The sequence below is a fragment of the Francisella salimarina genome (assembly GCF_007923265.1).
GTDB classification, from domain to species: Bacteria; Pseudomonadota; Gammaproteobacteria; order Francisellales; family Francisellaceae; genus Francisella; species Francisella salimarina.
Map to the genome: position 1 here is coordinate 274,584 of NZ_VOJA01000004.1, position 19,522 is coordinate 294,105.

Genomic DNA, 19,522 nt, shown 5'->3' on the forward strand with positions numbered 1-19,522 from the left:
GACAATAAAGACAATAAAGATAATAAAGATAATAAAGATAATAAAGATAATAAAGATAATAAAGATAATAAAGATAATAAAGATAATAAAGATAATAAAGATAATAAAGATAATCCTGAGCAGTCAGCCGCAGAAGATCAGCGCCAACAAGAACTAAATGATAAAGAGGCGAATAAGCTATTAGCTGCGATAGACAGTAATCCTGGAGGACTTCTTAAAAATAAATTTGCACGTGACTACCAGAGGATGATAGGAGATAAGCGTGAGAACTAAATTATTAAAATTAGTAAGTATACTTTTGCTGTTAATCGCTGGATTGAATATTAGTTATGCTAATGTCACAGCTAGTGTCGATAATACTCATCTTGAGTATGGAGAAACTTTTGAGCTAATACTCCATCTAGATGATTTTGACACCCAGCCTGACTTAGATGTTTTAGATAAAGATTTTACAGTTTATAACACTAGTACCAGCAGTAAGACTACTGTTATAAATGGTAAATCAAGCTCACAATTTGAGATGATTGTCACGCTTATGCCAAATAGATCGGGGAATCTGACAATACCTGCAATTGATGTTGGTAACCAGTCAACAAAGCCAATCTCTATAAAAGTAGATAAAAAACTCTCAAGTGAAGAAGCAAGTAATTATCAGGATATATTTGCTATAGGAACATTAGCTACAAACGAAACTTATGTTAATGTGCCGGTGTTATATACTTTGAAGCTGTATTATTCGACACCTATTTTGAGTCTAAATCCTAGAAATTTTGATATAAAAAACTCTGAAATTAAACAAACAAATCATAGAAGAACTTATCAAAAGCGCATTAATGGTAAAATGTATGATGTTGTGGAAGAAAGTTTTCTGATAATTCCACATAGAACAGGGACTATTGCTATTCCACCTATCGCAATGCAAGCGACTATTCCTAATACATTTGGTCAGTTAGGAACTAGGGTCAAAAGCTTCTCTACGGATGCTAAATTCTTAAGAGTTAAACCAATTCCTCAAAAGATTGCTATTAAAGATTGGTTTCCTGCATCAGATGTTAAGATTAGTGATAACTGGTCAGCAGGAGATACCATAAAAGAGGGTGAACTACTAACTAGGACCGTAACTATTAAGGCAAAAGGTGTCCTAAGTGAAGATATTCCAAAATTAGAATTTAAATCTTCGGATGCTTTTAATGTTTATCCTGAAAAGCCAGTACTTGAGGATGTTGAGCAAAGCGGTCAGCTAATAAGTACAGCGACCTATAAGATTGGTTATATGCCTATTAAGCAAGGTAAAACGACAGTTCCTGCTGTTATATTAAAATGGTTCGATATTGATAATAGTAAATCACAGCTTGCGACAATAGCTGCGAAAACATTTGATGTCAAAAAAGGCACTATACCTAGTACAAGTTTTAATGTAGGTAGTCAAACTGCACCACAAGTTATTAAAAAGGTTATTGAAGATACTTTTTGGCGAAATGTGGCTATAGGGATTTTTGTATTATGGCTGATTACATTTATGCTACTCATAAAGTGTAAACTAACTCGAAAAGCTAAAAATATAACTGAAGAAAAGTTTGTTACAGATGATAAAAATCCTGCAAGCATAAAAGATATTAAAAAAGCATGTGCAAATAAAGATAATATACAGCTTCAAAAAGCAATAATTGGTTGGGCAAATACTAAGAGTGATAAGCGACTCTTATCATTATTAGAGGTTGCTGAGATATTCCCGCAATTAAAAGAGCAATTAAAATCTTTAAATGCTAGCATATATGCCGGAAAAAGTTTTAGTAATTACCAAGAACTGTTAAGTTTGGTTAAAAGTACAACAAAAAATACTAAATCTAAATCTGATACACTAATTAAAGGTTTGTATGAATAGGTAGTTAACATGATAAAAGATTGGAAATATTATTTAGGATTATTGTTATTTATCTTATCATTTGTGCCTTATGTTGTAGTTTTTTGCATAATGCCTTTTTTGGGGTTATCTACATCTAGTTATTTGGCTATTTCATCAATTTTGCTTGTTAGTGCGGAGGGAATTTTTCTAATATCAGTTATGCTATTAGGTAAAGTAATAATTGATACGATAAAATCAGCGATTAAGACAGTATTTAAATCAGCTTTTACAACACACAAGCCTATTAGTCGTACAAGGCATAGCATTGGTTTAGTAATGTTCTTTGCTAGTTTGGTATACCCAACATTATTGCTTGAGATGACACTAATTTTTGACAAAATTAACCAAGTTGGGCAACTAAATATGATGCTTATCTTGTTTAGTGGCGATATTATTTTTGTGGCTAGTTTTTTTGTCTTAGGTGGTGACTTTATCAATAAGTTGAAATCAGTATTTAGGTACAGTAATTAAGCATAACTCAAATAGAGGGTATAAGAAGATATGTTTCATAGATTTAAGTTAATAGTTTGTATAACTCTAGCACTATTGCCTTTTAGTCTTTATGCAAAAGATAAAAAGTTAGATTATTCTAATTTCCTCGGGACTTGGACTAATGTGGATAAAAACACTCAATCCATAGTTAAGTTTGAAATAACTGCCGATTCTAAAGGTAATCCTTTGATTAGTCTAAAGGGAAATTGTTCACCAACATTTTGTGATATTGGGCCGTATAAACTAGTGCTATATGGAGATAGTGTAGCATCTAAAAAAGCGGTATCTGCTATTGCTAATTATGATATTGATTGGTCGAAAGGATATTATGTGCTAAGACTAGAATCAGCTGATAAAGTGGAGCTTTCTTCGTATACTAGTTATGATGATTTTAGGACTAATAGCTATACTTCAGGTGTCTTTGTAAAGACAGACTCAGTAGATAAATAGTATCTAGTCATTTGTCTATAGATTCTATTTGTATTATTATGGTTGTGTATTTTGGTAGATAGCTAAATTGTAATTTTTGGAGTGGTAATATTTGTGATGAAAGTAGAGTTTAGAGTTTTACAAACGCCAGATATTAACCAAATGCTAGAAGTGTTGATTACTACAGTTATCAAAGAGTATAACGAACGCAAAACAATAGCAGTTCTTGCTCCTACAGGTATTGCAAAACAACTTGATGATGATTTGTGGCAAGATGGTCAAGATTCTTTTATACCGCATCATTGTGCTATAACTGCTAGAGAATATAATCAATATAAAAATGTTCCGATTCTTATTACAGATAATTTATTTATCACTTCAGGTTATGATGTTTTGATTAATATTATGGAAGTAGCAGTTGATCCTCAACGAGTAAAAATCAAAGAGTTAAAAGAGTTTGTTTATCAGGAAGATAGAGCTTTACAGGCTTCGCGTAAGAAGTATGTTTACTATAAGAACTCAAATTTAGAAATAACTACTACCAAAGATAGTTAGTGTTGCTATTGGACATAGCTAGCTTATTGATGATAAACCTTAGTATTATTTAACGAGTGACTAATAGTACTTTCTAAAGAACTTTGTTAAAATTATCAGCATTAATTTTTTCTATAAACTTATATATTTAGGCATTATAAATGACTCAAGAAATGAATAAAAACTATAATCCAAAAGAAATAGAACAGTCTAATTATCAAAATTGGGAAGCTTCAGGCAAATTTGCGTGTGGTAATACTGACTCAAAAGATACTTATACAATCATGCTACCACCACCAAATGTAACAGGTACTTTGCATATGGGACATGGTTTCCAGATGTCGTTAATGGATATTTTGATCCGTTATAATCGTATGTCAGGCAAAGATACACTTTGGCAACCAGGTACCGATCATGCGGGTATTGCTACGCAAATGGTTGTAGAGAGACAGCTTAATGCTCAAGGTATCTCAAGACATGATTTAGGTCGTGAGAATTTTGTTAGCAAAATTTGGGAATGGAAAGAGCTATCAGGTGGCACTATTACATCACAGATGCGTAGAATAGGAGCTTCTCCAGATTGGGATCGTGAGAGATTTACAATGGATGATGGTTTATCTGATGCGGTTAAGAAGTGCTTTATTAAGTTATATGAAGATGGCTTAGCATATCGTGGCGAGAGATTAGTAAACTGGGATCCTAAACTAAAGACAGCCGTTTCAGATCTTGAGGTTGCTCAAGTAGATAAGCAAGGCTCACTTTGGCATTTCGTATATCCGGTAGCTGATAGTGATGAGAAGATCATAATCGCAACAACTCGTCCAGAGACAATGCTTGGTGATATGGCAGTTGCAGTGCATCCAGAAGATGGAAGATATACTCACCTAGTAGGTAAGATGATTAATCTACCACTTACAGACAGACAGATTCCAATTATCGCTGATGATTATGTCGAAAAAGACTTTGGAACAGGTTGTGTCAAGATCACTCCAGCTCATGATTTTAATGACTATGAGATGGGCAAAAGACATGATTTGCCAATGCTAAATATTCTAACTGATGATGCGACATTAAATACAAATGTACCATCAAAATATCAAGGATTAGATAGATTTGAAGCGCGTAAGCAAATAGTTGCTGATATGGAAGAAGCAGGGCTTTTAGATAAGATAGAACCACATGCGCTAAAAGTGCCAACTGGAGATAGAACAGGAGAAATTCTTGAGCCATATCTAACTAAACAATGGTTTGTTAAAGCTGATGTGCTAGCAAAACCAGCTATAGAAGCAGTTGAAAAGGGTGATGTAAGATTTGTACCAGATAACTGGAAAAATACTTATTTTGCGTGGATGAGAGATATTCAAGATTGGTGTGTATCACGCCAACTTTGGTGGGGTCATAGAATCCCAGCTTGGTATGATGAAGCAGGTAATGCTTATGTCGGCGAAGATGAGGCAGATGTTAGAGCTAAATATAATTTGGCTGAAGATGTCACTATCAAGCAGGATGAAGATGTATTTGATACTTGGTTCTCTTCTGCATTATGGCCATTTAGTACATTAGGTTGGCCTGAGAAAACTCCTGAGTTAGCAAAATACTATCCAACAAGCGTACTTGTAACTGGTTTTGATATTATCTTCTTCTGGGTAGCTAGAATGATGATGTTTGGCATGTATTTTATGAATGATGTGCCATTTAGAGATATTTATATCACAGGACTTATTCGTGATAGCGAAGGACAGAAAATGTCAAAATCTAAAGGTAATGTATTGGATCCTGTAGATTTGATAGATGGTATTTCATTAGATGAGCTTCTGAAAAAGAGAACTACTGGTCTAATGCAACCACAAATGAAAGCTAAAATTGAGAAAGCTACTAAAAAAGAATTCCCTGAAGGTATCAGCGCTTATGGTGCTGATGCGGTGAGATTTACTTATGCAGCACTAGCTTCTACATCACGTGATATCAGTTTTGATACTGCGAGAGTTGAGGGTTATCGTAACTTCTGTAATAAGCTCTGGAATGCTTCAAGATTTGTGATGATGAACCTTGATGATTATAAAGTTTGTAATAACTATGAGTTAGGTGTGGCTGATAAGTGGATTTGGAGTGTATTAAACACTGCTACTGCTGATGTACATAGACATCTTGCAAATTATCGTTTTGATTTAGTGGCAAACACTATCTATGATCTTGTATGGAATAACTATTGTGACTGGTATGTTGAGTTTGCAAAAGTTGCTCTAAAAGATGAATCTTTATCTGAGCAACAAAAAAATGGTGTTAAATATACGCTTACTAAAGTTTTAGAAAATATCTTAGCTTTAGCGCATCCGCTTATACCATTTATTACCGAGAGTATTTATCAGCAGTTAAAAGCACATTTAAATGATGCTAAAGATACAATTATGGATGTTAGCTATCCTGTAGCTACTCAAGATTTAGAAGCTCCAGAAGCTGAAAAAGCTATCGTATGGTTACAAAATGTTGTTACAACTCTACGTAATATGCGCAGTGAAGTCGGTATCAAGCCATCTTTAGAGATTTCTCTAATAGTCAAAGATGTTGCCGATAAGGACAGAGAATACTTAGCTCAAACGGAAGGCTTTATAAAAGCGTTAGCTAGAATAAATGATATTGAGTTTAATGATAATCCGCCAACATCTTTATCACAGATTGTCGAAGGGCTTGAGTTAAATATTCCATTAGCAGGTTTGGTTGATATCGAAGCTGAAAAAGCAAGATTAGATAAAGAGCTTGATAAGCTAAAAGGCGAAGTTGATAGAGTACAGAAGAAGCTTTCTAATGAAAGATTTGTCTCAAATGCTCCAGAGGCTGTAGTTGCTGCAGAACAAGAAAAGTTAGCTAAGTATCAAGAGCTTTATGCTAAGACTTTAGAGAAGAAGCAAGCATTAGTATAGCTACTTATAGATCACCTTATTTCTACAATTTTCTGGATAAAATTAATTTATATAGAATTCTGATTAGCATTTATATTAGCTGCTAGAGATTTTTTGATTATAGTTTTTAGAAGCTTTTTATGCCTATGATTAGGATTCTTTCTTAGGCAGTCTAACGCATATTGTTGCAATATAACCAAAGGTAGAGTTATATCATCTCTCATTTTGATAGATCTTTCTTTGACAGGATTTGCATGCAAGAAGCTCTCATCTTTTTCAGTTACAGCTAACAGATATTTTTTAGCTAATTGATGTTCATCGAACAATTGTTGCCAAAAGGCGCTGTATTTAGGATCTTTACTTATATGCTTTGTAATATTGAAATTTGTTTGAGCGATACTTTGTAGAGCATTATCAAATATTCCTTTGATTATAAGTGAGCGTTTATATATTTTTTGTAGTGCGGTTAGATTGTTGTTATCTTTTGTCACTACGGTACTTATAGCTGTTCCTAAACCATAAAATGCTAAGATACTCTGTCTCATTTGTGTCCAAGCAGCACCGTAAGGGATAGCTCGAAGATCATCTAGTTTAAATTTATCGCTAGAGTTTCTTTTAGCGGGGCGAGATCCGACATTCATTTCACTAATATATTTCAAAGGAGTGATTTCGGTAATATAGTCAATAAATTGCGGATGATTTTTTAGATTTATATAGGTATCGAAAGATAGTTTTCCTAGCTCATTTATAAGAGAAGTCTCTGTAGGATTAAGTCTATGTGCATTGTGTAAGTTCAGTTTGCCATATAAGCCAGATGTCAAAATTTGCTCAAGATTATATTGAGCGCTATTGGTATTACCAAATTTTGAAGAGATACTTTGTCCTTGGATAGTTATCTGTACATCGTGGTTTGAGACAACATTAGATAGTCCTTTGTAGAATAGAAACATATCTCCACCTCCACGTGAAGGAGGGCCACCACGGCCATCAAAAAATATTGGTTTGATACCTTTTGAGCTAAGATATTTGCTTAGAGCTCTTTTTGCCTCGAGGATAGACCAGTTAGCCATGAAATAACCACCATCTTTGGTACCATCAGAGAATCCAAGCATAATAGTTTGAGTATTTTGCCATGCTTTGAGATTGTCTGTGTAGAGCTGTATTTTGAGTAGTTCATCAATGATTTTTGTCGAGTTTTTGAGGTCCTCCATAGTCTCAAATAAAGGCACTACTTCAATTTTTATTTTACTGTTAGTATCGATATCTTTGTTGAAGAGTTTAAATATTGTCAAAACCTCTAAGATACTTACAGTCGAGTCAGCATTACTTATGATATATCTTTGAATAGCATCGTAACCACTGTGTTGCTGAATATATTGTATTACTTCAATAGTCTCTAGAAGTTCTCTAGCTTGGTCGCTGTTGATTTCTAGTTTTTTAAAAGATTTTTGTTCAGCGAGTTCGACAAGGTGTTTGACTTTCTCAGACTCGTTGAGTGCTTGATAGTCAAGGTTATAGTTCTCGCTAAAAAGTTCATTAAAAAACTGATTATGTATTTTGGCATTTTGACGAATATCCAATTTAGCAAAATGAAAGCCAAAAATTTTGACTTTTAGGATAAGATTATCGAGTTTATCAACAAATAAGGAGTCATATTCACTATCTACGACATTTTTTACTTTGACTAAATCATCCAAGAATGTTTGTGAGTTGGAATATTTATTAGTTTTTAGTCTTTTGCGTATTTTTGTAAGCTCTTCATGGACATTTTCAAAAGTAAGTTTTTTGATTAATCTCTTTAGATCTTTATTGTAGCTATTTAATATACTTGTTCTTAAGTGTTTAGAAACTTTTTTGGTAACATTTGCTGTCACAAAAGGGTTACCATCACGATCTCCACCTGGCCAAAATCCAATTTCAATATTAGTACTATCGTTAGTTAGTTTATGTTGAATTTTTGGAATCACATTATAAAAAATATTATTTAAATACCATATTATCGAAACAGCTTCATCTTCAGGTGTTGGCTTAGCTTTATTACTGAATTTAGTTTTTCCCATTTGTAGGAAAATATCCTGAATTTTATTTATATCATTGTCGATAATGGCTTTTTTTAGATCATGGATAATCGGTAGTACTAATTTTGCATAAAATTGCGTAGGATGAGCTGTGAGTACAAGTCTTGTTTTATACTCTTGTAAGGCTCTACTTAGGGCATTTTGCTTATCGTGTCGTTCGACTCTTCTAGCTAGCCTTGTGATGCTATACTCACCATTTAAATCATGTGTTTTGGCATAAGCAGCTTCTTCAAGAGCATCTATTAAGACTGTTTGTCGTTCAATATAGCGTATGAATTTGACAAAGATCTGAAGCTTTTGCTCTTCTGACATTTCAGGATATAGATTTTCAATAGTCTCTATTGGGTCTTTAGCATTTTCTATGAGATCTTTACAGATATTAGCAAATGTAGCTAGCATTGCATTCGCATTGTGTTCTTTATCAAGAGGAGTACTCAAAAAAAGACCATTTAACATCTTATACTTAAGCTCAACTTCAGATTTATAGCTCTCTACTAGTTCATTTTGGATCGAATAAAATGACATTGGCAACTCCTCAAATTTATAAAAACATATAAGTAAATATTTAAAACTATTTGGTATACAGAGTATATATTTATACGCTTATTTTGATAATTTTCTATAATTATTGCTTTAGTTTTGTGTTAATGAATAAGAGCTTATTAAATAACTGTCTTGAAACCATCAAATTTCTAGTTTAATCTTAAAACAATTTTATTTGCATGATATTTTAAATTGGGAATTTGTAGATATGAAAAAATCTTTTGTATTGCTTGACTATATTTTGAAAAACTTGTTTACAGCAATATTTTGGTTTGTTGCTGGTCTTTTTGTTGGTTATTTAGCAGTAAGCTTTGCAGCATCAGAACATGTTTATAGTGTTCTAAAGTCTTATGGTTTTGTTTGGATGTCAATATATGGAGCTATTAAGATTTCGGGAGTGCTTAGTATTATTTTTGCTATTATTTTTGCTGTATTTGATGAAAATAAAAAGTTTTTGATAATACCGATGATAGTTACTGTCGCTGTTTTATATTTTATTCAATATTTTTTGACTCATTTCATATTTCACTGTCTAGCATAAGATTATGTTGAATCAACTTGCTGAAAATATCTGGGTTGTAGATGGTGGAGCCGTTCCTTTTTTTGGTCTTCCGTATACGACAAGAATGACGATTATAAGGCTTGAGAATGATGATTTATTTATTCACTCACCAATTAAGCTAAATAACGAGCTAATGCAAGAAGTATCAAAGCTTGGTAATATTAAGTATCTAATCTCTCCAAATAAAATTCATCATCTATTTTTACAAGATTGGTTAGAGCTTTATCCTAATGCCGAAGTATATGCTTCACCAGGCCTTAGAGAAAAAAGAAAAGATATTAATTTTACTGCTGATCTAAAAGATTTTCCTAAAGCTCAATGGCAGAATGAAATTGATCAGCTAATATTTAAAGGTAGTAGGGTAATGCAAGAGGTTGTGTTTTTTCATAAACCTTCTAAAACACTAATTCTTACAGATCTTATAGAAAATTTTGATGAGAATTATTTCTCAGGATTTAAAGGCATGATAGCTAAGTTATCAGGTATAGTTGCCCCAAATGGTAAAACTCCTATAGATTGGCGAATGTCATTCTTTTTTGGTAAAAAACAGGCTCGAGAGTGTTTTGAGAGAATCTTGGCTTGGCAACCTGAGAGAATAATTATTGCTCATGGTAAAAATATTGAAACAAATGCTGTAGACTTTCTTAAAAAATCATTTAAATGGCTAGGGAAGTAAATTAATGATTTATGCAGCAGCTTTTGTCGCTATCAAAGATAATAAAATTCTTTTGACTAGAACTAGAGATAATACTATTTGGTATCAAGCAGGTGGTAAAATTGAGCAAAATGAAACACCTATCCAAACTATTGTAAGAGAGCTAAAAGAAGAGTTAAGTCTGGAGCTTACAACAGATGATATGCGCTATTTGGGGAACATAACTACGGATAATCATGATAGAACCACAACGGTATCTTTAGAGTGTTTTACAGCCGATATTAATCAAGAAATTAAGCCGTGTGCTGAAATTTCTGCAATCAAATGGTTTGACTTTGATGATACTGAGTTCGTTGCACCAGCTGTATTAGAGGTTATTACGAAATACAAAAGTGGTGAATGGCAGATATAGATATTTTAGGTATTCTTTTAGACTTTAAATCATAATTTTTTCAAATACGTATTTAAATGATTAAATAAACTCATAAGCTAGTATAAACTTGTTTCAAATTGCTAATGAATTATCAAAAAATATGCAAAGAAAAGAGCTACTAAATGCAGTTAAGAGAATAGTTGTAAAAGTTGGGACTAGTACTCTAACTCATCAAACAGGTCTACTAAATATTTATCGAATAGAAAAGCTAATTAGACAGTTATCAGACCTTCATAATCAAGGCTATGAAGTAATACTTGTAACATCAGGAGCTGTTGGTGCGGGTATGGGTAAGTTAGGGCTGCAACAAAAGCCAAAAACTCTACCAGAGAAGCAAGCTGTAGCTGCAGTAGGGCAAGTGGCTTTGACTCATTTATATCAAAAGCTTTTCTCTGAATATGGTAAGAATATTGCTCAGTTGCTTCTGACAAAAGATGATGTTGCTAATAGAGAAAGATACCTAAATGCACGAAATGCTTTTTCAGCTTTATTGGCAAAGGGAGTTATCCCAATCGTTAATGAAAATGATGCGGTAGTAGTTGATGAGATTAAGGTTGGTGATAATGATACTTTATCGGCATTAGTTGCGAATTTAATAGATGCTGATTTATTGATTATTCTCTCGGATATTGATGGCCTGTATACAGCAAATCCACGTATAGATAGCTCAGCAAAACTTTTAAATATTATCCCAGAAATTTCAGATGATATTCGAGCTATGGCTGGTGACGTGGGTTCTAAATTTGGTACAGGAGGCATGGCTACTAAGATTAAGGCGGCTGAGATTGCTGTGGCTGGTGGTGTTAATATGGTTATTGCCAGCGGAGAAGATCCTAAAATTCTTTTGGAGATAATATTAGGTCATGATATCGGGACATTATTTGCAAAAAATAACAAGAAAGAAATTACAGCTAAAAAGCATTGGATAACATACAGTAGTCATAAACGTGGAGAAATTATAATCGATAAAGGAGCCGTAACAGCCCTAAAACAAAACAAGAGCCTTTTACCATGTGGAATTATTTCAATTAATGGAGATTTTCAAAAGGGCGCTACGGTTGTTGTTTGTAGTGAAGATATTCAAGAAATAGCTACTGGATTGGTTAATTATTCATCACGGGATTTAGCAAAAATCAAAGGACATAAAAGTTATGATATTGCTAATATTTTAGGGCATTGTGATTATAATGAAGTTGTCCATGTTGATAATATGTTTTTAAAGGAGTGTTAGATGAGCTTGTCTATCGTAGAAATGGGTAAAAATGCTAAGCAAGCTGCAAAAGAGTTAGCTCAGGCAAATACAGAGCTTAAGAATAATGTGTTACATCAGTTAGAAAAATCATTGTTAGACAATGCTGAGTATATTTTGCAACAGAATCAAAAAGATCTAGATAATGCTAAAAAAAATAATTTATCAAAAGCATTTGTTGATAGGTTGACACTAACTCCAGCACGAATAGAATCTATGGCTCAAGGGGTTAGGCAAATTGCTGACTTTGCAGATCCTATAGGCAAGATTGAGAAAGGCTTCAAGCATCCAAAAGGAATGACAATCTCTCAAGTTAGAGTGCCATTAGGTGTAATCGCAATGATTTTTGAATCACGCCCAAATGTAACTATAGATGCTGGAGCATTAGCATTAAAATCAGGTAATGCTATTATCCTTAGAGGTGGTTCTGATGCTTTGCATACAAATATTGCTTTGAAAAATATTTTCCAAGAGGTATGTGAAATGCATGGGTTATCAAAAAATATAGTACAGCTAGTCGAGGATGTTGCTAGAGAGCGTGTAACAGAGTTAGTAACACTAGATAAATATATTGATGTGATAATTCCAAGAGGTGGCAAAAGTCTTAAAAAGGCTATCCAACAGCAGGCTACTGTTCCAATGATAGAAACAGGGGTGGGGATTTGTCACACTTATATTGATGAGTTCGCGGATTTAGATAAAGCTATAAAGATAGTTATAAACGCAAAAACCCAGCGCCCTGGAGTTTGCAATGCCTTAGAAACTCTTTTAGTTCATCAAAATATAGCGGAGAAATTCTTACCTAAGTTAGAAATAGAGCTTGCTAAATACAACGTTGAACTAAGAGCCAATAATGAGAGTTTAAAATATCTAGAAAATGCTACACTAACGACTACAGAAGATTGGGATGCTGAATATTTAGATTTAGTACTTTCTATCAAAACAGTGGCAAATATTAATGAAGCTATAGAGCATATTAATACCCATGGTAGTATGCATTCAGAGTGTATAGTTACTGAAAATTATACAAATACAGAGATTTTCTTAAATGAAGTAGATGCCGCAGCTGTATATGCCAATGCTTCAACTAGATTTACAGATGGTTCTGAATTTGGTTTTGGCGGCGAGATTGGTATTAGTACGCAGAAGCTTCATGCTAGAGGACCAATGGGTATCAATGAACTTACAACTCTAAAATATATTATTAGAGGAAATGGGCAGGTTAGGGGATAGTCTTATTTTACTAGTATAGATTTATCTACATTATTGATATCTGTGAAACCACAAAATGCCATAGTTTTATCCATTTCTTGATGGAAAATTTCAAGTACTCTGTAAGCACCTTGTTCGCCATAAGCACCAAGACCGTAAACCATTGGTCTACCAATTAGTCCAGCTTTAGCTCCGAGAGCTTTTGCTTTGAGTAAATCTTGACCGCTACGAATACCACTATCAATTAGAACTTCAAGCTTTGGATCTACTGCGTCAACTATCTCTTCAAGCATAGATATGCTAGAAGGCGCTCCATCTAATTGGCGACCGCCATGATTTGAGACTACTATTGCATCAGCACCAGTATTTTGCGCCATAACAGCATCTTGTGTATCCATAATTCCCTTGATAATCATTGGACCATTCCATTGCTTTTGTACCCACTCGACATCATGCCAATTTAGGCTTAAATCAAATTGTTCATTTGTCCATTTACCAAGAGATGCAAAACCACCTTTATTTTCAGCATGATTTGCAATATTACCAAAGGTTCTATTTTTGGTTTTTAACATATTCAAGCACCAGTATGTTTTAGTACTTAGGTTAATTAGATTTTTAAGAGTAGGTTTTGGAGGTACTGTTAAGCCATTTTTTATATCGGCATGGCGGTTACCTAGCATTTGTAGGTCAGCAGTTAGTACTAGGGCACTACAACCAGCATGCTTCGCACTTGCTATAAGATTTGCCATAAACTTTCTATCTTTCATCATATACAACTGAAACCAAAAAGGTTTGGTTGTATGCTTAGCTACTTCTTCTGTAGAGCAGATAGACATTGTTGATAGTGTAAAAGGAATACCAAATTCTTCAGCTGCTTTGGCAGCATGAATCTCGCCATCTGCATGCTGCATTCCTAGTAGACCAACTGGAGCAAATGCTAAAGGCATACTGTATTCTTGTCCAAGAATTTTGGTTTTTAACGATCGATGTTGGATATCAGTTAGCACTTTTTGCCTAAAAAAGTATTTATCAAAATCTTTTTGATTATGCTCTAGCGTTTTTTGTTGCCATGAGCCTGATTCACAGTAATCAACAAACATTTTAGGAACTCTACGATGATAAATTTTACGCATATCATCAAGAGATGTGATTTTTAGTAGATTTTTTTTCATAAAAGCTTTCTCAACTATAATGATATTTTTATCAAAACCGTAGTGTTAATGTAATAAGCTAAATTTCTGTAAATATTTTATCTTCAGGTAGTCTAGATTTTGGCAATTTAGCATTAAAATCTTCTTCTGAAGCATAACCAACAGTTACAACCACGGATGTTTTATAACCTTTTTCTCTTAGATTAAATTCTTCGTCTATTATATTAGCTTCGATACCTTCCATTGGTGTAGCATCTATTTTCAGGGCGGATAATCCTAATAGAATATTACCAAGGGCAATATAAAGCTGCTTTTCTGTCCAAATCTGTAATTCTTGTGGCTTGTCTTTGTATGCTAGAGCAAATTTTTTGCGTACATCTCTTTGCATATTTTCAAAATCTGAAGTAGGGAATCTACCATCTTTACGCTCTTGATCAAGAAGTAGCTGTAGATATTTATCATCGATATCAGTTTTTAGGCAAAATACTATAGCCAAAGCACAGTCTTTAATATTTGTTACATTTTTTGGGTGTATATTTTCAGCAGCTTTTGAAATTTTGGCTTTTGCCTTATCAGATGTTGCTAGGATAAAATGCCATGGCTGTGAGTTTACACTTGACGGTGTGAATCTTAGCAAGTCTTTTATTTGTTGGACTTGTTCAGAGTTTAACTTTTTTGTTGGATCATAAGCTTTTGTAGTGTAGCGAGTTTTGGCATATTCGACGATATTCATAATTAAAAAGTAAAATTTTATCAAAAGATTAACTCAGTATATTTGATTCAAAAATATACAACAATGTTTTTTGAGTTATAGACTCATCTTAAAGTTATTTAGCAATTAACCCTTACAGGACATTTCCAGTTAAAGTTTTCTGGTAGCTTAGTTATTATTTTTGGGAAATCTTTTTTTAGAAATATTATTAGTGAAATTGATCTTAAAGTTTTTATATACATTAGTAACATAAATATTGAGATCATAGTTTCATAGAAATATCTCATTATTTTTATACTGCCTTTTATTTCAAAGTTTAGATAGATGATTTTATCAAAGACTATTAACACTAAAAATGCTAATAGTGTTAAAAGTATAAATGTAATGAAACTAGTTATTACTTTCCTTAGGATTTTTAAACTTGGAGTAATATAAAAAGTATTGTTTTTATTATCAAAAATAACGGCTTTTAGTTTGTTTAATTTTTTTATTTCTTGAAAAGAAAGATACTCAGTAAGTTTATTTAGTAAGTAAATATCTCTAAATCTCGGTGGAGCTATTGCAAATTCACGCTTGAGAAAGTTTTTATGATCTATCTTAAATTGTAAATACAAAGCTGCTCTAGCGATAGGGTCTGTAGTAGAGTTTATTTTCTCTATTATTTCAGCCATATCTTTTATCTTATGATGACTAAAGACATTTACTTTCTCAGTTTCACCAAATAAAAAATTAAGTGCATAATAGAGTATTGCTACAGGGATAACTAATAGTAACTTGTAGTTAGGATCAATCAAAAATTCAAATAATTCCATGGTAACTGATATCCATAATTAGCTTATAAGCAATATTTAATATTCTTTAGTTACTAAATTCAATAGTGATCTATTATGCTATTTGTTAAGTTTGTTTTTAGTGTTATTGATGTTATCTTAGATTTATCAAGATGTTCACTGTGGGTGATGGCTTTGTATAGAATAGAAACTGATAGTATGGGGGAAGTCAAAGTTGATGACAGATATTATTGGGGTGCTCAAACTCAGCGATCTATAGAGCATTTCTCTATAGGTAAGGATTTGATGCCTATAGAAGTTATCAAGGCTTTAGCCATTATCAAAAAAGCAGCGGCAAATACCAATAATGAGCTAGGTATTTTGCCTACAAATAAGCGAGATATCATTGTTACAGTTTCTGATGAGATAATTTCCGGCCAGCTTGATAATCATTTTCCACTACATGTTTGGATGACCGGCAGTGGTACGCAATCAAATATGAATGTCAATGAGGTTATTTCAAACAGAGCGATTGAGCTACTGGGTGGCAAAAAGGGTAGTAAATATCCTATTCATCCAAATGATGATGTCAACATGTCACAATCATCAAATGATGCCTTTCCAAGTGCGATGTATATTGCTACTGCTTTTGAGATAAATAAACAATTATTACCAGCTCTCGAATACATGTATGAGGATCTAAAAAGAAAGAGCAACGACTGGCAAGCTATCGCTAAGATTGGCAGAACTCATATGCAAGATGCTGTGCCACTAACTCTCGGACAGGAGTTTTCAGGCTATGCGGCGCTACTTGAGAAAAATATTCAAAGAATCAAAGAATCTTTAAAAGATGTATATGAGTTAGCTCTCGGTGGAACAGCTGTTGGTACTGGATTAAATGCACCTAATGGCTTTGCTGAAATTGTAGCGAAACATATTGCTTCTATTACTGGGCTACCATTTGTTACAGCCACAAATAAATTCGAGGTGCAAGGTTCACATGACGCTTTAGTTGCGATTATGGGTCAGCTCAAAACTTTAGCAAATTCACTATTTAAGATTGCTAATGACATTCGCTTATTAAGCTGTGGCCCTAGAGCGGGGTTTCATGAGTTGTTAATCCCTGAGAATGAGCCTGGATCATCAATTATGCCTGGAAAGGTTAATCCTACACAATGTGAAGCTATGGCAATGGTTGCTGCTCAAGTAATGGGTTATGATGTTGCTGTTGGTATCGGTGGTTCTGCAGGATATCTTGAAATGAATGTCTATAAGCCCTTGATTATTTTTAATATTATTCAATCGATTAAGATTATTTCAGATAGTTGTGTGAACTTTACAAAATATCTTTTAGAAGGAATGATGCCAAATCATGACAAAATAGATTCTTATCTCAAAAATTCATTAATGCTTGTTACAGCTCTTAGTCCAGTGATAGGCTATGATAAAGCTTCTAAAATGGCGCATTATGCAGATAGTAACAACTTATCGTTAGCTGAGGCAAATAAAGCTCTTGGTTTTTTGTCTGAAGAGGAGTTTAGTCGAGCCGCTGATCCATACAAAATGACAAAAGGTGGTATTATATAATGGATAACTCTTTCCAAAAACAGTATCCTAATTCGATCTGCTAACTCTTGCAAGAAACCTATTTCTAGTTTAATCTTTAAGCAATTTTATATTCAAGGTACTTATTATATGATCACAACAAGATTTGCACCAAGTCCAACAGGTTTTTTACATGTTGGGGGGGTGCGTACAGCGCTTTTCAGTTGGCTTTATGCTAAGAATAAAAAAGGTAATTTTATCTTAAGAATCGAAGATACTGATTTAGAAAGGTCTACTCAGGAGGCAGTGGATGCGATTTTAGATGGTATGAGCTGGCTTGGGTTAGAAAATGATGGTGAAATTTACTATCAGACAAAGCGTTTTGATAGATATCATGAAGTTATTAAGCAATTGATAATAGAAGGTAAGGCATATTATTGTAATTGTTCTAAAGAAAGGCTAGAAGAGCTAAGAGAGTACCAACAAGCAAATAATCTTAAAACTGGTTATGATGGTAAATGTCGTGATACAAACTATGTGCCAAAAGAGGGCGATAGTTTTGTAGTTAGATTCAAAAATCCTACTGACGGAGTTGTAAGCTGGGATGATGCTGTAAAGGGTAGGATTTCAATTGCTAATCAAGAGCTTGATGACATGATCATCCAAAGAGCGGATGGTTCGCCTACTTATAATTTTTGTGTGGTTGTTGATGATATGGATATGGGTATTACACATATTATTCGTGGAGATGATCATGTTAATAATACTCCTAAACAAATCAACATATACAAAGCCTTAAATGTTAATGTCCCAGTATTTGCACATGTGCCAATGATTCTTGGCCCAGATGGAGCAAAGTTGTCTAAGCGACATGGCGCAGTTAATGTTATGCAGTACCGTGAAGATGGTTATTTACCTCAGGCTATACTTAATTATTTAGTTAGACTTGGGTGGTCGCATGGGGATCAAGAGGTTTTTTCTATAGATGAAATGATAGAGTCCTTTAATTTGGAGCACATCAGCGCATCGCCATCACGTTTTGATTTTGAGAAACTTAAATGGTTAAACAAACACTATATTAAAGAGTCTAACTTTGAAGATATCAGAGATGAAATTGAATACCATTTTGTCAAAGCTGGTTTGGATATCGCTAACGGCCCTGAGCTTCAAGATCTAGTAGCTGTTATGGCAGAAAAAGTTGACACTCTAGTAGAGCTTACAGAAAAATCAAGCTACTTTTATAGTGATGATATTACCTATGATGAAAAAGCTGTTAAAAAGCATATTAAAGCGACAACAGGTGATATATTTATTAAGCTTATAGAAAATTTTGAAGCTTTGGAAACTCAGCAATGGCAAGATCCAGATACTTTGCATAACGTAGTTGCATCAACAGCAGAGCAGTGTGAAGTTGGTATGGGTAAAGTTGGTATGCCATTACGTATTGCTGTTACAGGATCGGGGCAATCACCTGATATTGGTATTACTCTTAAGCTTTTGGGTAAAGAAAAAGTATTGTCCAGACTGCAAAAAGCAATCAAAGAGCTTTGTGAATTATAAGTTTATATTTTCTACCTTCTTCATTTTTTATAAAATCTAAAAGTTAATATCTAGATATCTGTATATAAAACATTTAGTATTTAAGTTTAGTACTTAACTTTTGGTTTTGTTTTGACTTATTCAATTATTGCTAAAAAAGGTAAACAGTACGGCGTAGGGACTATTACAGCATCTGTTGCTGTAGGAGGCTTTGTTCATCACGCTTTACCAAATCAGATAGTTTCAGCTACACAGGGGTATTATACCAACCATCTTTACCACTATTGGGCAGAAGAGTTACTAAAAGACCAAAACTCAACACAAGTTCTTAATAGAATTATTGAAAAAGATCTTAATTCAAATTATCGCCAATTTATTCTCATGGATAAGCAGGGTAATACAGCTGGTTGGACAGGTGAGTTTAACGATTCATTCTGTGGACATATCCTTAAGAAGAATTTAGCTGTTGCAGGGAATCGTCTAGTTGGTAAGCGGGTTTTAGATAATATGATTTCTGCGTATGAGAACTCAAAAAGTGATGATTTTGTTGAACAAATTATAGATTCGCTAGAGGCAGGATTGTTAGCTGGTGGAGATAAACAAGGAGCTGTTTCGATAGCTGTAAGAGTTGTTAGTGAAGACTTACCACCTTGTGACCTAAGGGTCGATTATTCTGAAAATGGAGTTATAACAGATATTCGAAAACTATATTCATACTATGCTGCGAACAATTATCAAGAATTTATAAAATCCATACCAACTATAAATAATCCACATAAAGCTGGATAGAAGATATTTTTTAATAAGAAAAA

Annotated in this window: 17 protein-coding genes and 1 pseudogene; 14 read left to right on the forward strand and 4 right to left on the reverse strand. The window is 33.6% G+C overall.

From position 1 onward, the window contains the following. The 6 genes and pseudogenes from FQ699_RS06805 to FQ699_RS06830 form a co-directional block, all read left to right on the forward strand. A pseudogene (locus FQ699_RS06805) lies at positions 1–273 on the forward strand (tetratricopeptide repeat protein); the annotation flags it as partial. Next, a complete protein-coding gene (locus FQ699_RS06810) occupies positions 263–1,885 on the forward strand; it encodes a BatD family protein (protein WP_146421702.1) in 1,623 nt (540 codons plus the stop codon). The pseudogene FQ699_RS06805 and the gene FQ699_RS06810, both read left to right, overlap by 11 nt. A gap of 9 nt (positions 1,886–1,894) precedes the next feature. Next, positions 1,895–2,377 carry a transporter suffix domain-containing protein gene (locus FQ699_RS06815; RefSeq protein WP_146421703.1) on the forward strand — a complete coding sequence of 161 codons (483 nt, stop codon included), beginning with the start codon at positions 1,895–1,897 and terminating at the stop codon, positions 2,375–2,377. 30 nt (positions 2,378–2,407) lie between these two features. After that, positions 2,408–2,848, forward strand: a complete 441-nt coding sequence (locus FQ699_RS06820) for a hypothetical protein (protein ID WP_146421704.1) — start codon at positions 2,408–2,410, stop codon at positions 2,846–2,848. 96 nt (positions 2,849–2,944) lie between these two features. Next, positions 2,945–3,382: a DNA polymerase III subunit chi gene (locus FQ699_RS06825; protein ID WP_146421705.1), complete on the forward strand. Its 438-nt coding sequence runs from the start codon at positions 2,945–2,947 to the stop codon at positions 3,380–3,382. A gap of 140 nt (positions 3,383–3,522) precedes the next feature. After that, entirely contained in the window at positions 3,523–6,282 is a 2,760-nt protein-coding gene (locus FQ699_RS06830) for a valine--tRNA ligase (RefSeq protein ID WP_146421706.1), read from the forward strand. A 47-nt stretch (positions 6,283–6,329) separates the two neighbouring features. On the opposite strand, the gene FQ699_RS06835 is transcribed toward FQ699_RS06830, so the two are convergent. Continuing rightward, a complete protein-coding gene (locus FQ699_RS06835) occupies positions 6,330–8,864 on the reverse strand; it encodes a phosphoenolpyruvate carboxylase (protein WP_146421707.1) in 2,535 nt (844 codons plus the stop codon). A 226-nt stretch (positions 8,865–9,090) separates the two neighbouring features. Between FQ699_RS06835 and FQ699_RS06840 the strand changes: the two genes are divergently transcribed. The 5 genes from FQ699_RS06840 to FQ699_RS06860 all read left to right on the forward strand — a co-directional run bounded on the left by FQ699_RS06840 (position 9,091) and on the right by FQ699_RS06860 (position 13,014). Next, entirely contained in the window at positions 9,091–9,423 is a 333-nt protein-coding gene (locus FQ699_RS06840; protein WP_012280054.1) for a hypothetical protein, read from the forward strand. Between the two features lie 4 nt (positions 9,424–9,427). After that, positions 9,428–10,120 carry a DUF4336 domain-containing protein gene (locus FQ699_RS06845; RefSeq protein WP_146421708.1) on the forward strand — a complete coding sequence of 231 codons (693 nt, stop codon included), beginning with the start codon at positions 9,428–9,430 and terminating at the stop codon, positions 10,118–10,120. 4 nt (positions 10,121–10,124) lie between these two features. Further along, entirely contained in the window at positions 10,125–10,511 is a 387-nt protein-coding gene (locus tag FQ699_RS06850) for an NUDIX hydrolase (protein ID WP_146421709.1), read from the forward strand. A gap of 121 nt (positions 10,512–10,632) precedes the next feature. Then, positions 10,633–11,763, forward strand: coding sequence for a glutamate 5-kinase (proB, locus tag FQ699_RS06855; protein ID WP_146421710.1), 1,131 nt, complete (start codon positions 10,633–10,635; stop codon positions 11,761–11,763). Then, positions 11,764–13,014: a glutamate-5-semialdehyde dehydrogenase gene (locus FQ699_RS06860; RefSeq protein WP_146421711.1), complete on the forward strand. Its 1,251-nt coding sequence runs from the start codon at positions 11,764–11,766 to the stop codon at positions 13,012–13,014. Between the two features lie 2 nt (positions 13,015–13,016). Here FQ699_RS06860 and FQ699_RS06865 read toward each other — a convergent pair whose 3' ends face one another. The 3 genes from FQ699_RS06865 to FQ699_RS06875 form a co-directional block, all read right to left on the reverse strand. Continuing rightward, entirely contained in the window at positions 13,017–14,165 is a 1,149-nt protein-coding gene (locus FQ699_RS06865; RefSeq protein ID WP_146421712.1) for an alpha-hydroxy acid oxidase, read from the reverse strand. Positions 14,166–14,223: 58 nt separating this feature from the next. Beyond that, entirely contained in the window at positions 14,224–14,877 is a 654-nt protein-coding gene (gene nfsB / locus FQ699_RS06870) for an oxygen-insensitive NAD(P)H nitroreductase (RefSeq protein WP_013921998.1), read from the reverse strand. 98 nt (positions 14,878–14,975) lie between these two features. Further along, positions 14,976–15,668: a hypothetical protein gene (locus tag FQ699_RS06875; protein WP_146421713.1), complete on the reverse strand. Its 693-nt coding sequence runs from the start codon at positions 15,666–15,668 to the stop codon at positions 14,976–14,978. 153 nt (positions 15,669–15,821) lie between these two features. Here FQ699_RS06875 and fumC point away from each other — a divergent pair, with 153 nt between their 5' ends. From fumC to FQ699_RS06890, 3 genes are all read left to right on the forward strand, one after another. Beyond that, a complete protein-coding gene (fumC, locus tag FQ699_RS06880) occupies positions 15,822–17,213 on the forward strand; it encodes a class II fumarate hydratase (protein ID WP_146421895.1) in 1,392 nt (463 codons plus the stop codon). Between the two features lie 108 nt (positions 17,214–17,321). Next, positions 17,322–18,731 (forward strand): glutamate--tRNA ligase, encoded by a 1,410-nt coding sequence (gene gltX, locus FQ699_RS06885; protein ID WP_146421714.1) that lies wholly within the window; start codon positions 17,322–17,324, stop codon positions 18,729–18,731. A 111-nt stretch (positions 18,732–18,842) separates the two neighbouring features. After that, complete coding sequence (locus FQ699_RS06890; RefSeq protein ID WP_146421715.1) at positions 18,843–19,499, forward strand: DUF1028 domain-containing protein; 657 nt, start codon at positions 18,843–18,845, stop codon at positions 19,497–19,499. Positions 19,500–19,522 lie beyond the last annotated feature (23 nt).

What these genes read in the sequence shown, in the direction of transcription:
- FQ699_RS06815 (WP_146421703.1), top strand. Translation starts at nt 1,895, where the DNA reads ATGATAAAAGATTGGAAATATTATTTAGGATTATTGTTATTTATCTTA.
- FQ699_RS06820 (WP_146421704.1), top strand. Translation starts at nt 2,408, where the DNA reads ATGTTTCATAGATTTAAGTTAATAGTTTGTATAACTCTAGCACTATTG.
- FQ699_RS06825 (WP_146421705.1), top strand. Translation starts at nt 2,945, where the DNA reads ATGAAAGTAGAGTTTAGAGTTTTACAAACGCCAGATATTAACCAAATG.
- FQ699_RS06830 (WP_146421706.1), top strand. Translation starts at nt 3,523, where the DNA reads ATGACTCAAGAAATGAATAAAAACTATAATCCAAAAGAAATAGAACAG.
- FQ699_RS06835 (WP_146421707.1), bottom strand. Translation starts at nt 8,864, where the DNA reads ATGTCATTTTATTCGATCCAAAATGAACTAGTAGAGAGCTATAAATCT.
- FQ699_RS06840 (WP_012280054.1), top strand. Translation starts at nt 9,091, where the DNA reads ATGAAAAAATCTTTTGTATTGCTTGACTATATTTTGAAAAACTTGTTT.
- FQ699_RS06845 (WP_146421708.1), top strand. Translation starts at nt 9,428, where the DNA reads ATGTTGAATCAACTTGCTGAAAATATCTGGGTTGTAGATGGTGGAGCC.
- FQ699_RS06850 (WP_146421709.1), top strand. Translation starts at nt 10,125, where the DNA reads ATGATTTATGCAGCAGCTTTTGTCGCTATCAAAGATAATAAAATTCTT.
- proB (WP_146421710.1), top strand. Translation starts at nt 10,633, where the DNA reads ATGCAAAGAAAAGAGCTACTAAATGCAGTTAAGAGAATAGTTGTAAAA.
- FQ699_RS06860 (WP_146421711.1), top strand. Translation starts at nt 11,764, where the DNA reads ATGAGCTTGTCTATCGTAGAAATGGGTAAAAATGCTAAGCAAGCTGCA.
- FQ699_RS06865 (WP_146421712.1), bottom strand. Translation starts at nt 14,165, where the DNA reads ATGAAAAAAAATCTACTAAAAATCACATCTCTTGATGATATGCGTAAA.
- nfsB (WP_013921998.1), bottom strand. Translation starts at nt 14,877, where the DNA reads ATGAATATCGTCGAATATGCCAAAACTCGCTACACTACAAAAGCTTAT.
- FQ699_RS06875 (WP_146421713.1), bottom strand. Translation starts at nt 15,668, where the DNA reads ATGGAATTATTTGAATTTTTGATTGATCCTAACTACAAGTTACTATTA.
- gltX (WP_146421714.1), top strand. Translation starts at nt 17,322, where the DNA reads ATGATCACAACAAGATTTGCACCAAGTCCAACAGGTTTTTTACATGTT.